The 13,933-nt window shown below is 34.3% G+C and carries 12 protein-coding genes and 1 tRNA gene; 6 read left to right on the forward strand and 7 right to left on the reverse strand.

The window, feature by feature from the left end; genetic code table 11:
- Positions 1 to 1,311 carry a MutS-related protein gene (locus ACO05S_RS16705; RefSeq protein ID WP_421919158.1) on the forward strand — a complete coding sequence of 437 codons (1,311 nt, stop codon included), beginning with the start codon at positions 1 to 3 and terminating at the stop codon, positions 1,309 to 1,311.
- Positions 1,312 to 1,581: 270 nt separating this feature from the next.
- Here ACO05S_RS16705 and ACO05S_RS16710 read toward each other — a convergent pair.
- Positions 1,582 to 1,655: transfer RNA gene (locus ACO05S_RS16710), tRNA-Arg, on the reverse strand.
- 767 nt (positions 1,656 to 2,422) lie between these two features.
- On the opposite strand from ACO05S_RS16710, the gene ACO05S_RS16715 reads away from it, so the two are divergent.
- The 3 genes from ACO05S_RS16715 to ACO05S_RS16725 all read left to right on the forward strand — a co-directional run bounded on the left by ACO05S_RS16715 (position 2,423) and on the right by ACO05S_RS16725 (position 5,960).
- Positions 2,423 to 3,121 (forward strand): DNA-binding domain-containing protein, encoded by a 699-nt coding sequence (locus ACO05S_RS16715; protein ID WP_421919159.1) that lies wholly within the window; start codon positions 2,423 to 2,425, stop codon positions 3,119 to 3,121.
- 892 nt (positions 3,122 to 4,013) lie between these two features.
- Complete coding sequence (locus ACO05S_RS16720) at positions 4,014 to 4,613, forward strand: YceI family protein (protein ID WP_421919160.1); 600 nt, start codon at positions 4,014 to 4,016, stop codon at positions 4,611 to 4,613.
- 162 nt (positions 4,614 to 4,775) lie between these two features.
- Positions 4,776 to 5,960, forward strand: coding sequence for an alpha/beta hydrolase-fold protein (locus ACO05S_RS16725; protein ID WP_421919161.1), 1,185 nt, complete (start codon positions 4,776 to 4,778; stop codon positions 5,958 to 5,960).
- Positions 5,961 to 6,259: 299 nt separating this feature from the next.
- On the opposite strand, the gene ACO05S_RS16730 is transcribed toward ACO05S_RS16725, so the two are convergent.
- The 6 genes from ACO05S_RS16730 to ligA all read right to left on the reverse strand — a co-directional run bounded on the left by ACO05S_RS16730 (position 6,260) and on the right by ligA (position 12,532).
- The gene (locus ACO05S_RS16730; protein ID WP_421919162.1) at positions 6,260 to 7,777 is read right to left on the reverse strand and encodes a COG3014 family protein; all 1,518 of its coding nucleotides are present in this window, start codon (positions 7,775 to 7,777) and stop codon (positions 6,260 to 6,262) included.
- Positions 7,716 to 8,300: a penicillin-binding protein activator LpoB gene (locus ACO05S_RS16735; protein WP_421919163.1), complete on the reverse strand. Its 585-nt coding sequence runs from the start codon at positions 8,298 to 8,300 to the stop codon at positions 7,716 to 7,718. Before ACO05S_RS16735 ends, ACO05S_RS16730 begins: the two co-directional genes overlap by 62 nt.
- Before the next feature lie 82 nt (positions 8,301 to 8,382).
- Positions 8,383 to 9,267 carry a 4-hydroxy-tetrahydrodipicolinate synthase gene (gene dapA, locus ACO05S_RS16740; protein WP_421919164.1) on the reverse strand — a complete coding sequence of 295 codons (885 nt, stop codon included), beginning with the start codon at positions 9,265 to 9,267 and terminating at the stop codon, positions 8,383 to 8,385.
- A 1-nt stretch (position 9,268) separates the two neighbouring features.
- Positions 9,269 to 9,811: a DUF6913 domain-containing protein gene (locus ACO05S_RS16745; protein WP_421919165.1), complete on the reverse strand. Its 543-nt coding sequence runs from the start codon at positions 9,809 to 9,811 to the stop codon at positions 9,269 to 9,271.
- A 107-nt stretch (positions 9,812 to 9,918) separates the two neighbouring features.
- Entirely contained in the window at positions 9,919 to 10,506 is a 588-nt protein-coding gene (locus ACO05S_RS16750; RefSeq protein WP_421919166.1) for an exonuclease domain-containing protein, read from the reverse strand.
- A gap of 16 nt (positions 10,507 to 10,522) precedes the next feature.
- Positions 10,523 to 12,532: an NAD-dependent DNA ligase LigA gene (gene ligA / locus ACO05S_RS16755; protein ID WP_421919167.1), complete on the reverse strand. Its 2,010-nt coding sequence runs from the start codon at positions 12,530 to 12,532 to the stop codon at positions 10,523 to 10,525.
- 302 nt (positions 12,533 to 12,834) lie between these two features.
- On the opposite strand from ligA, the gene ACO05S_RS16760 reads away from it, so the two are divergent.
- Together ACO05S_RS16760 and ACO05S_RS16765 are read left to right on the forward strand one after the other, a co-directional pair.
- On the forward strand, positions 12,835 to 13,173 hold the full coding sequence (locus ACO05S_RS16760; RefSeq protein ID WP_421919168.1) for a LiaF transmembrane domain-containing protein: 339 nt from the start codon (positions 12,835 to 12,837) through the stop codon (positions 13,171 to 13,173).
- A gap of 30 nt (positions 13,174 to 13,203) precedes the next feature.
- Entirely contained in the window at positions 13,204 to 13,929 is a 726-nt protein-coding gene (locus tag ACO05S_RS16765; protein ID WP_421919169.1) for a LiaF transmembrane domain-containing protein, read from the forward strand.
- Positions 13,930 to 13,933: the final 4 nt, after the last annotated feature.

The raw sequence follows: 13,933 nt of genomic DNA on the forward strand, positions 1-13,933 counted from the left end.
ATGGAATTCGTAACTGATAATCAAACACAAAAGGAGTTAGAACTTCAGGGAAGGTACAATAGAAAATCAATATTAAGCCTGTTTAATAAAACCAAAACCATTGGAGGAAGCAGGGTGTTGGATGATATTTTTAATCAACCACTTAATGATGCAAAGCAGATAAATACACGAAAAGAAATCATCTCCTTTTATGGGCAACTAAACATCCACCTGCCATTTGATGAGGATGAGTTTGAGAAAGTGGAGAATTATTTAGCAGACTCTGTAGCGAATACCAAACTTGCATCAGGCATAAATTTATGGTGGACGAAATACAAATCCAAACTCCTTCTTAACGACGATTATGATGATTTAAGAGAAGGTGTTGAGACGACAGTTGAAGTATTTTTCCGCCTCAAAAAATTAATGACTCAGCTGCAAACAAAATCTTCGGGAAGTCTGGTAGAAAAAAAGGTTATAGAATTCAATTCCTTATTAAACCAGAACTATCTTGATCTTGATAATTGGAATAATTTGCGTAAACCTTACCGGTTTAGCGAGGTAAAAAAGATAGATTTTCTACTTAGAGGACAGTTAAAGAAGGTGTTCAGAAAACTTTTGGATTTAATATATGAAATGGATGTATACCTGGCTGTGGCAAAGGTAGCAGTGGAAAATAATTTTGTATATGCACATGCCATTGATAAGGAAAAAAAGATCATTGATATTAAAGGCGTGTATCATCCAAAACTAAAAAATGCAGTAGGAAATGACGTAAGAATTGACAGCGAGCAAAATGTTCTTTTTTTAACCGGAGCAAATATGGCAGGTAAAACAACACTAATGAAATCGGTATCTACTGCCTTGTATTTGGCTCATTTAGGATTTCCTGTTGCGGCAAAAGAAATGACCTTTTCTGTACACGATGGTTTGTTTACATCCATCAACTTGCCTGATAATATAACCCAAGGCTATAGTCATTTTTATGCCGAGGTATTGCGCGTTAAAAAGGTGGCTACCGAAATAGCCTCGGGCAAGCAATTGATTATCATTTTTGATGAATTGTTTAAAGGTACAAATGTAAAAGATGCTTATGATGCTACTGTTTCTTTAGTTGATGCATTCTCAAACCACAAAGGAAGTTTTGTGATTTCGACTCACTTAATTGAGGCGGGTAAAGCATTAAAAACCAACAATAAACTGCTTTTCAAAAAGCAACCAAGTTTTATGGAAGGAGGTATGCCTAGCTATACTTATCAACTAGAGGATGGGCTAAGCGACGACCGACATGGTATGTTTATACTTAGAAATGAAGGAATTCTTGGTATTTAAACATTTCTCTTTAGCTATTTAGCCTTCTATGTTGTAAACCAAATAAATTTATTACAAAAGCCCTATTGATTTGCACATTTTAACTTACAAGCAGAATGAAATCTTAACACCAGTATTTGTTACAAAATAAGTATTGGGTACAAGGTATTCCCACTTGATCCGTATGAATTGTTTTTTAAAGGTCAAAAAAAATCGCCACCGGATGAAGGGTAACGATTTCTTGACCCGGAAGGGTGGAAGCCCCTTTGTTCCGGAAAGACTTTTTTTAAGTGAACACGGAGGGAGTCGAACCCCCAACCTCCACAGCCGTAATGTGGTGCACTATCCAGTTATGCTACGCGTCCGTTTTCCTTAAAAAGGCGGTGCAAATGTAGATATTTTTAAAGGTCATTTGCAAATTATTTCTGTAAAAAATACAGAAAATCAGTTTTTGTTTTACAATCATATCTTTAAAATCCTAAGATGAATAGGATAATAGTGCATTGTGCAAATTCTAAAAATAGTGAACTTGACTCTACTAAAATTTAAAGCATAAAATAGGTTTACCTTTGTTTTTTTAAGTGTATTCTATTGAACCCTCGGGGATTACTTTAGTTCCTTCTGATTGGCTTAGGATTTAGGTAGGAAAGGATTTTAAACCCGATAAATATGCTTGAGTTAGATGTTAAATTAATAAGCCAGGAAAGTATATTGCATAAAGGCTTTCTGTGGCCGGCAAACCCGTTCAGTGGTACAAAGCTCTGAACGTGGTTCATTGCATTTTTTTATTCTCACCAAACTTTTTATTAGCATTAAACTGGTTTCTTGCTAATGACAGAAGCGCCGTCGGGCTTTCTGCTGCCCAATATTTTTAATCGAACTTAGCTTATTACATCAAGCAAACTGAAATTGCCAGGTATTTTGAAATAAAACTGGCATAAATTATAATCAATATAAACTAGATGTAATGCCTTGTTAATTAAAAAAAATATTCTACTTTCATATATCTATTAAGAAAAATAACACTACGGGTAATATTGATGAATAGGGACATTCAATAAAAAAAAAGCCTGTAGTGTTTCATACTAAAGATACAATTAACCTCATTTTATAACTTTTAATATTTGAATTTATGTATTATTATACATTGTATGACAACAAGCTAACCCAAGACAATCCTGATGATTGTATGGCAAAGTCTGTAAACAGTGTCGTTAAAACTGAAGAAGACCTGTTTAAATCTCTTACTGCACCTGGTTCCATATTAAAAGATGTGGAAGTTAAGGCTGTTAAAAGTGAAATCTGGAAAACCATAATTTCTTTTCTTGAAGAAGGTTACGGATATCGCGATGAAAATATTAGTATTCGTTTGGATATCAGTGGAAAATTCGAAGACAAAGATGATAGATTTGATCCGGATCGTCACAAAGTGAATATCTCTATAGTACCCGGAAAAAGTCTGAAAAAGGCTTGTAAGGAAATTAAGCCACAGTTTGTAAAAGCTACATCTGTTAAACCCGAAATTGAAAGTGTTTACGATTGGATTAGCGATACAAGCGATGATGTTTTAAGCCCGGGAGGTACTCTTGAAATTTCTGGTGAAGATTTGAAAATATACACCCAACCTACAGGGCAAGGCGTATTTTTCATCAATAAATCGAATGGACAGGAAACGCTTGCTGCCATGCCACGAATGAATGAACCCAAAATGCTTTCATTAAGAGTGCCGGAACTTGTGGCAGGAACTTATAGAATTGAGATCAGAAATTCGGCTCGAAATGCAAAAAAATTGCGTGTTGGCACAACACCTACTGAATTTACTGTGAAATAGAAAACAAATGGTTAATTGTATGACTTGATCCGTTTGGAATAAAACCCAAACGGATTTTTTTTACCATACCCTGTATAAGCTTTAAGCATGACCCTGTATAAGCTTTAAGCATACCCCTGTATAAGCTTTAAGCATTACCCTGTAAAGGTAGTATACAGGCTATGGTAAAAAAATAAGATTTTAAGGAGTCGAAAAACCAAGTTAATTTCTATGAATAAGATTATTTAACGTCTAACTCACGTTAGATAGATTGATTTTGTTGACTTAATTGATTCGGTGAATTGTTAATCAAATGCCGGTTTTATCACCTATAATTCTTTTAGGAAAATCCCTAAAAGACATCTTGACTGTATGGCTATGCTAAAAATGATTTTTTGATTATACATGTCTAAACTTTTCCTTCGCCTAAGGGAAAGACTTTTCATCTTACGTATCTTAGTTTTTCCTTGCCTCGAGGGAAAAGGTTCGACACTAGTGTAAAGAATGCTAATTCCCCGAACTAATTTTTTGACCTATTTTCCTTTCTACTGCGTTAAGCTTTTTCGCCGTAGCTACGGCTATGCCTGTAAACCTTGCCTTGTAAAAAGAAAAATATTTTCAAAAACTTTAATTCGTTTTATTAACACTCTTCACACTAGTCAATAAAAAAAAGAGACATATCCTTAGATATTGCAATAGTTTTTCAGGAAAAACATACTAAAAAGAGCAAAGGTATGAGATTGATTTCAAGCTTATACTTGCAGTAATCAAAACTCTAAAATATCAGTATACCTGAAATATTTAACACAGCTTTAACATCTATTGATGATCATTACAAGCTATTAATTTCTTATTTTTATTTATAACGAAAACAAATAGTATTTAATGATTTAGGAAACTAAAAATGAGTAACATGAAAAAAGCAATATTAAAAATGACAAGCGTATTCGTGGTCTTGGTATTTATTTTATCGACAAATGCATATGCGAATCAGGCCAATAAAAAATTGAAAAGCGAAAAAAGTACGGTTAAATGGTTGGGGAAAAAAGTTACTGGCGAACATTCGGGAACCATAAAGATTAAGAAAGGACATCTTGTTTTTAAAGATGATCAACTTGAAAAAGGAACTTTTGTTGTAGATATGACTTCTATTGTAAATACCGACATTAAAGATGAAGGATATAGAGCAAAACTGGTAGGGCATTTAAAATCGGATGATTTTTTTGGTGTTGAGAAATATCCGGAGGCTAAGTTTGAATTGGTTAAGGCAAAAAAACTGAGCGATGGAAAATACGAAGTTCATGGTGATGTTACCATAAAGGGCATTACAAAACCCATTCGTTTTAATGTTGAAATGAAAAATCATGGCGATGAACTGCATGTAAGTGGAAAAATTGTAATCGATAGGAGCAAGTTTGATGTACGATACGGATCGGGAAGCTTTTTCGACAATTTAGGTGATAAAACCATTTATGACGACTTTGAGTTGCATCTCGATTTGTATTTGCAATAAATAAAATGAATCAGAACTAAACCGAATTTAGATGAAATTCGGTTTTTTCTTGTAAATTCATCTGTTGGTCACCTTAAAATACTCCTTGATAAAGGATAGTTTTTTTATATTTTAAATAATTGTATTTTTTGGAGCTTTTAACAGTTAAAACCCCCTTTTTGTATGAAGCGAAGTTTATTTGCTACATTATTATTGATTTTTTTTGTAGGTAGTTTGTTTGCTAAAGTTAATCCTAAAAATCTTGTTAGCACAAGTGTTTATTCAACAATTCTGAAAGAGAAACGAGAATTACAAATTCTGTTACCAAGTGAATTTAGCGATACTTATTTTAGTTATCCTGTGATTTATTTGCTTGATGCAGAAGCAAATTTTAGTACAGGTGTAGATGTGTTGAGTTTTTTAATGGATAATCACTTTATTCCTCCTCATGTAGTAGTTGGAATACCCAATACGGAGCGATTTAGAGACATGACCCCTGTAGATTCGATCCTAAATAAAACAATTTTCCCTAAAAGAGGTGGAGCAGATACTTTTCTGAAAGCCATGGAAACAGATATATTCCCTTTCGTTGCAAAACAATATCGCGGTGGCTCTCGTCGTTTGGTGTTAGGACACAATTACAGTGGATTATTTGTTATGCATGCATTTTTGTCAAGATCCGATTTATTTGACAGGTTCATGGCTTTTAGTCCAATTTTATGGTGGAATAACACTGCCATGGTAAACGACATGGATAAATTTCTTTCCGAAAATTCAAGCCTGAGAAAGTATTTGTTTATGAGTTTTGCTAAAGAAGCTAAGAATATGCTGGAAGCTTGCAAGGACTTAACGAAGGTGATGGACGAAAAGGCTCCAAGTGACTTGAACTGGAAATACGAATGGATGCCAGATGAAGATCATTATAGTTTGTATCGCAAAAGTTTGATGAGAGGAATGGAGATTATCTTTAAAGACTATAAATATCCATCGGTTGAAGATTTGGTGAAAGGAGGAATTGCAACAGCTAATGGCTATTTAAGGGATATCATGCTAAATTATGGCAGAAAAGAAAAGCTTCCGTATTCATTGCTTGAAAGTGTTTGTTTGCAATTAAAACAAGAGGAAAAATATCCCGAAGCGATTAAGTTTTTAACATACACATCGGTAAACTACCCCGAAAAAGCAGAGCCTTTTTTTTATGCTGGTGAAATATACGAAACAACAGAAAAGTATCAGGAAGCTATGAAGTTTTACGAGGTAGCCCATAAGAAAGACAAGGGAAGATGGGATTACGAACAAAAGTTTCTGGCGATGCAGAAATTAATTGAGGAGTTAAAAAATAAGGAGCAAAATAAAGCACAGCTCTAGTTGTTCCGGACCAAAGAGATTCATATTCTCCTTTCATTCCCCTTCGCAATATCCCGATATTCCCTAGTGTAAAGAATGCTAATTCCCCGAACTAATTTTTTGACCTATTTTCCTTTCTACTGCGTTAAGTTTTTTCGCCGTAGCTACGGCTATGCCTGTAAACCTTGCCTTGTAAAAAGAAAAATATTTTCAAAAACTTTAATTCGTTTTATTAACACTCTTCACACTAGGTAATTTGAGAAAACTTCTACTCAAAATCAGTGCAAACTGTGACAATATTTTTAGTTGAAATTAGTTTGCTAGTTGGTCTCCATATTCTGGAAAGTATAGAAGCTGGTTTCTCCCGATTTGATTTGAATTTGAACATTTTGATTTTTTACCAATCCATCGGGAGAATTGACCTGTAGGATTAAATTATTTTCACCTTCCTTTAACCTGATTCTACTGTAGTGAATGCTGTAAGGTAAAGTTTGCCAGTTACGGGTATCTGCCTTTTCGGTTACTGCATTTAAAACGCCAACCAAAAAACCAACAGTATCATCTTGGCTGCGGGCATAATTTTCCAAGGCCTTTTTTGTAGCCAATCGTAATAAGGAATTTGCCATTTCTCTAAGCATTCTGTCGCGAAGCGTTTTAAAAGCAATGGCGTTTATGTCTTCAGCTTTATCAAGCGGGTATGAAAGCGAATCATTAACAATAACGGATGCTTCGGTATACAAAGGAATCCGTTCTGCATACTTTGGAAAAGCAACTCTTACAAATTCTAAATCGTTTAATGAGTTTCTGGTTTTATTATCCATATCGCCAACATAGAAAGGAAAGTTAAGATCTTCACCTTCGCTTGCCATTGTTAAATACCCATCAGTACCGTTAAGAGCACTAAAATTAATACTCCATTCATCTTTAACCGGACCCAAACCAGTAAGCCAAATGAAAACCAAGTCGCCTTCCTTCTTTTTAGCTTTTATGTAATCGAATCCAAATTGCTCCCTGTAAAACTCATATTCTTGAGTTAAACCAGTTTGATATGCAGTTCTTAGCAGATCTTCTTTAAGTTGAAGCGGTGCTGCTGTACCAAAATTTTTGGTGTAATTCTCTTCGTAGATTTTTAAGGCATTTCGATATGCAATAAATGCATTGTTATAATCCTTTGTCGAATCATAAATCAATCCCATTAATACATGCGCAAATGCATCATCGCTATATCGATTTTTAAAATTTTTCGGATACTTGTCATTTAAAGCATATAGCTTTTCGTTCACTCTTCTGCATTCTACCAATGCTGACCCTGTATTACCCATTTCCAAATAGCTCAATGCTTTGTAGAAGTTCAGCATTACGTTTTCGAAATCTTCGGGCACATAAGGTTTTGTTGCAGGATTTGTAAGAAGGGCTAATGCCTCATTTGCAATGTTTTTTCTCTGGTCTTCTATAAACAAATCAGCTTCATTAAAATAATTGGTAGCTTTTTGGTAATCTTGTTGCATCCACGCAAGTGTTCCTTTATTCAATAGATAAAGGGAACGGTTTTTATTTCTATGATTCTTGGCATCCTGATCAAGAGTTCTTTCAGCATTAGTAATATCTCCCGTTAAGAAATATTGGTTAAATGCTTCATTTTGCGCATAGTAGGTAGCACATCCTGATAAGAAAAGACTCGAAATAAAAACAAGTAGGAAAAATGCCTTATTTGTAAAAAGCTTATTCATTGCAAAAAGAGGAAAGAAGGGAAGACCAATGCTTCCCTTTAAATGTTTATCGATTAACGTATTTCTTGATTTTTTTATCTCCAATCCAAACCAATTCGTTGGTTTCAAGATTGGTTAGTTCAAGGTTCAACTGATAATAGCGTACTTTTTCCTTTTTATAACTATCGATGATTGAAGTAATATCACCTTGAAGAATAAAATCAGCACCCAATTCACGTCCCCATTTTTTTATGGTTTCCTTTGAAGCGAAATCTTGCTGATCTGCTCTTTCCTGGCGTAACTCTTCTCTTTTTGCACCAGCTTGAACCAATCTTACCCGGCCATCATTTAAAATAGCCTTCTCAATGTCTTTGATATATGTGTCGGAATCAATATGCTCAGAGCTTTTGTTCAAAATTAAACCAACGGTTATTACTGGTTTTTTATCGAATTCGTTTCGATAATTTTCTATCCAGCCCTGATTAAGAACTTGTTCGATTAAAGCTTCGGCAGCCAATTTGGAATCGGTATCGTTCCAACGTCCACTTAAATCAATTTGCTGATCGGGTGATACTCTTGTTACCTGTCTTGAACATGATGCAAAACTGATTAAAGCAAGAGCGAAAACAAATAGGCGAAATGAGTATTTCATATAACTAATCATTTTTTGTTTGTAAAATCAAATTTGTAATATTTTTAGCGATATTAGGATTAACAATATTTATGCCATAAGGCTACAATTCTTCTCTCAACTTGTTCAGTTTTTTATACAGAGAATTACTTGCCGGAAGTAATGGTAGACGCAAGTTGTTTAAAATGATATTTCTTTGATGTAACAAAGCCTTTATGCCTGCCGGATTTCCTTCAATAAATATTCCTTTTATTAATTCGAATAATCTGTAATGATTTTTTAGTGCTTGCTGGTTTTCACCTTTTAAAGTTTGTTGAACCATGCTGCTGAATTCCCTAGGGAATGCATTACCAATTACGGAAATTACTCCGGATGCTCCTAGTTGAATCATCGCAAACGTGATAGCATCATCACCCGAGATGACCAAAAAATCATCTGGTTTATCTTTTATGATTTGCATGATTTGATTTAAGTCTCCGGATGCTTCTTTTACTGCAATTACATTTGATAATGTTTTTGCGATTCTTACCGTGGTTTCCGCACTAATATTTATGCTGGTTCTGCTCGGAACGTTGTATATTATAACAGGTACAGGACTTGTTTCTGATATTAATTTGTAGTGTTGAAATAATCCTTCTTGACTTGGTTTGTTGTAATATGGAGCAACAGATAATATTGCATCTATTTTATCGAAATTGTTAAAATTTTTGATTTGCTGAACCACATCTTGCGTGTTATTTCCTCCAAATCCGACAACAATAGGTACACGATTGTTTGTTGTTTCGATAACGCAATCAACAACAGAACTTTTCTCCTCATTGTTTAAGGTGGCCGTTTCCCCTGTTGTACCTAGCACAACCAAGTAATTTACGCCATTTGTAATTTGAAAATTTACTAGCTTTTTCAACGAATCGAAATCTACATTGCCATTATCTAAAAATGGAGTAACAATTGCAATTCCGGTTCCAATGAATTTATCGATAGTCATGTTAGTGTTTTTTTATTAGTGAGAGGTAGTTTAAGCTTTCTTTTATTAAGTTTTCCAATGTCTTATTTTTTCCTTGATCAATCATAAGGTCCAATCGGCCGCTGCTCTGGGAAACTGCACCAACTTTACACGCTGCATTTGATAATTCTGCTATATATCTAAACGATATGTGATCAGAATCAGAGAGGATAAATAATAAATCAAACCTCTGGTTCATAAATTTATTTAAATCTTCTGCTATTGGTTCTCCATTCCATTTCACATCTTTATTGGTATAGAAATTGATTTTTTGCGCAATACCAAAATCAGGAAGTTCGCTCGCATTAATCCATCCAACGGTTTCAACTTTAAAGCCCATTTTTAATAAGTCTTCCGAGAACTTTTTTACAGTAGGATAGTTTTTCTCATCCTCTGTATCGAAAAGTATTCCAATGTTTTTAGCTCTTTCCAAGTTGTAAAACTCTTTTTTTCTTGGATGCTTTCGCAATTTACTCTTTATAATTCGATTCGAAAGTTGTTGTTTGATACTTTGAATAAGACTCATTTTAATAATAATAGTTTAATTTCAGACGCTTGGTTGAGAGGTTTACGCTTGTTAAATTTTGAAATTACAAGTTATGAAAAATTTTAGAGCGTAATTTCTTTTTAATACTATTTATATCTTTTTGGTGATTGGTATCCACCAAGATAAAGTTTGCCAGGTTTAATCTTGATTTGATTCGCCAGTTCTTCCATGCTATTTGCATTTAAAGCATTGCATGCTTTTATGGCAATTTTAGCGCAGGCTAATGTGTCTTCCAAGGCATCGTGATGTTTAAGCGGGATATCAAAAATATGAGCTAATGTATTTAGCTTATGATTGGGCATATTTGGCCATAAATTTCTACTTATCTGAACAGTACACATGTAATCAAAATCGGGATTGGAAATGCCATAGGTTTGTAAACAGGCTCGTAGTACTGAAATGTCGAAACTAGCATTATGAGCAATTATCATATTTCCATAAAAAAAATCTTCCACTTCATCCCAAATATAGTTAAAACTGGGTTGATCGGCTACGTCATCCTCACTTATGCCATGAATACTAACATTGATTGGATGAAAATACATTTCTGGCGGGGCAATCAGCCATTCTTTACTTTCAACAATCGCTCCGTTTTCAACACGTACAAGTCCAAGTGAACAGGCTGAATTTCTTTTGCCGTTTGCTGTTTCAAAATCTATTGCTGTAAAATTCATATGGGATTATAACTGCTTAAGCGTTAATTTTTGTCAGGAACTCATCTTCAGAAATCATAGGAATACCTAGTTGCTCAACCTTCGAAAGTTTAGATGGTCCAATTTTATCTCCTGCCAATAAAAAGCTAGTCTTTTTTGAGATTGACCCTACATTTTTACCTCCATGTAATTCGATAAGCTCTTTCAATTCGTCTCTCGAATGCTTTTGAAAACTCCCTGATATTACAATTGACAATCCTTCCAATTTATTACTGCCTTTCTTCAAATCGCTAACTTCTTTTTCCAATTGAAGACCATGCTGCTTCAGCTTGAAAATCAACTCTTGATGATAGGAGTCATCGAAATATTCAACAATGCTCTCTGCAATTTTATTACCAATTTCATCTACTTCTATCAATTCATCAATGCTTGAATTAGCCAATAAATTAATCGAAGGTATAGCTTTGGCTAGTTTTTTAGCAACTGTTGCGCCAACATATCTAATTCCAAGCGCATAAAGAACTCTTTCGTAGGGAACCTCTAATGAATCATGGATACTAGTTAATATCCTGTCTGCAGATTTTTCACCCATTCTTTCCAGAGGAACAATATCTTCTTTTTTAAGTAAGTACAAATCTGAGATGTCTTGGATAAGTTGTTCCTTAAAAAGGAGGTGGATGGTTTCTTCTCCCAAACCATCAATATTCATTGCACCTCTACTGATAAAATGTTCAATTTTACCTTTAATTTGTGGGGGACAAGATTTATCGTTTGGACAGTAATGATTGGATTCACCTTCTTTGCGTATCAGTTTGGTATCACATTCCGGACACTTTTTAACAAAAACAATCTTTTCAGCATTGTTGATTCTTTTGGTTTTGTCAACACCAACAATTTTAGGAATAATTTCTCCTCCTTTTTCAACAAAAACAGTATCCGATTTATGCAAATCCAGATTGCCAATGATATCGGCATTGTGAAGTGATGCTCGTTTTACTTTTGTGCCTGCCAATAAAACAGGTTCAAGGTTAGCAACTGGAGTGATAGAGCCAGTTCGGCCTACCTGATAACTAATATGATTTAAACGTGTTGATACTCTCTCGGCTTTGTATTTATAGGATATAGCCCAACGTGGAGATTTTGCAGTGAATCCCATCTCTTCTTGTTGATCAAGCGAGTTTACTTTGATAACAATTCCGTCTATAGGAACAGGTAAATCTTCACGTTTTTTATCCCATGTCATGATAAAATCAATAACCTCATCAATATTTTTACAAAGCGCTGTTTGAGTTGGAACTTTAAATCCCCATGCTTTAGCTTGTTGAAGATTTTCATAGTGTTCTCGGCTTGGAATATCTGATCCTAATAAATAATACAGGTAACAGTCTAATTTTCTTTTCGCAACTACCGATGAATTTTGCATTTTTAGAGTTCCGGAAGCTGCATTTCTAGGATTGGCAAAAGGAGTTTCGCCAATTTCTTCACGTTCTTTATTTAATTCTTCAAATACAGAAAATGGCATTAAAATTTCACCTCTAATTTCAAACTCATTAGGGAAATCACTTCCATTTAGTTGCAAAGGAATAGAACGAATCGTCTTTACATTTGCGGTTACATCATCTCCTTGAACACCGTCTCCACGAGTAAGAGCTTGAACCAATTTTCCATCTTTATAAGTAAGAGAAATGGAAGTTCCATCGTATTTTAGTTCGCATACATATTCAATTTCGCCTTCGATTAACTTTTTGATTCTTGTTTCAAAATCATGAATTTCATCTTCAGAATAGGTATTTCCAAGTGATAGCATCGGATATTTATGCTTTACTTGATTAAATTCCAAATTGATGTCGCTACCAACACGTTGTGAAGGCGAACTTGGGTCGTCAAACTCCGGGAATCTTTTTTCCAAGTCAATCAGTTCATTCAATAACATATCGAAATCGTAATCGCTGATAGTTGGAAGAGATAAAACGTAATAATTGTGATTATGAGTATGTAATTGTTTACGCAATTCTTCAATACGAAATTTAGCTTCATGTTGATTCATAGTAAAAATGTCATCAGTTTGTGAATAGAACTTAGGCTCAAACCATCTTTCATGATTTGTAAAAATAGTAAACCTTGGGCTGATTTTTATATCCTTTTATATGGAATCTTTGTATTCCATGATTAAGCAGTTGACGTCCAGATAGGAAATCTCTCTTCATAATGAACAATGATTCTTGTTATATAGTGTCATTTACCGATTCTAGTATTCCGTTAACCGATATATGATTATTTTAGCAATTAAATTACCATACTTTAGCAATACAATAAAAATGGAAACATGTTGAACCTAATTGAAATGATATGGATGAGCATAGTAATAATAGAGGTCTTTTTGCAGGTATATTATTAATAACAGTTGGCCTGGTAGTAATGTTTGAACGACTTGATTGGTATTCTGATTTTATCTGGGCATGGCTCTATCGGTGGGAATCATTGTTAATTTTTATTGGTTTAATACTTATTCTTGTTAGAAAGAGGTTCTTTGGTGGTATGGTAGCTATTTTGGCAGGAGGCTACTTTTTAATGGATGAAATGTTATTTCTTCCGCAGAATTGGGAAGTGTGGGTTTTGCCTGTAGCCTTAATCCTTGGTGGAGCTGCATTTGTTTTTCAGCCAGCCTCGAATAATTGTAAAAAATAAAATACAAATTAATCTTTTAAATTATAGATTATGAAACATCATCATCACAGAGATCACGAAATGAAACAAAACAACAGGGTAATATTTGGAATTTTCTTAATATTATTTGGTTGCTTACTTGTACTGAAAAATTTGGATGTATTTCCATATTACATGAAAGGCATCATTTTTTCATGGCCAGCGCTACTACTTGGTTTAGGAGCTTTGTTTTATGTTGGAAAAAAAGACAAGACTACAGGAATAATACTAATGGGAGTTGGAGGCCTGTTTTTGTTACCAATCATATTCGATTGGGGATTCAATTGGAGAGGTTTATTCTGGCCTGTTATTCTGATCCTAATAGGAGTTGTTATTATCCGAAAAAGAAATGAATGCTTGCCAAATGGAGGAAAAGCAGGCGAATCAGGATCAGGATATATTGATGAACTAAATGTATTCGGTGGTGGTGAAAAAGTAATTAATACCAAAGATTTTAAAGGAGGTAAGGTAACCTGTGTTTTTGGAGGTTCAGAAATTAACTTAACCAATGCTGATTTAGCAGAGGGCACAAATGTGATAGATGTATTTGCAATGTTCGGTGGATGTGTGTTGATTTTACCATCAGATTGGGATGTAAAAGTGGAAGTTTCTGCAATACTGGGAGGTGTTTCTGATAAACGTATGCCAACGACTAATTATGTTGTTGAACCTAAAAAAGAACTAATAATTAAGGGTTTTGTTGCTCTTGGTGGTTGCGAAATCAAATCGTATAAGTAGCAGT

The organism is Marinifilum sp., assembly GCF_965230805.1.
Classification (GTDB): Bacteria; Bacteroidota; Bacteroidia; order Bacteroidales; family Marinifilaceae; genus Marinifilum.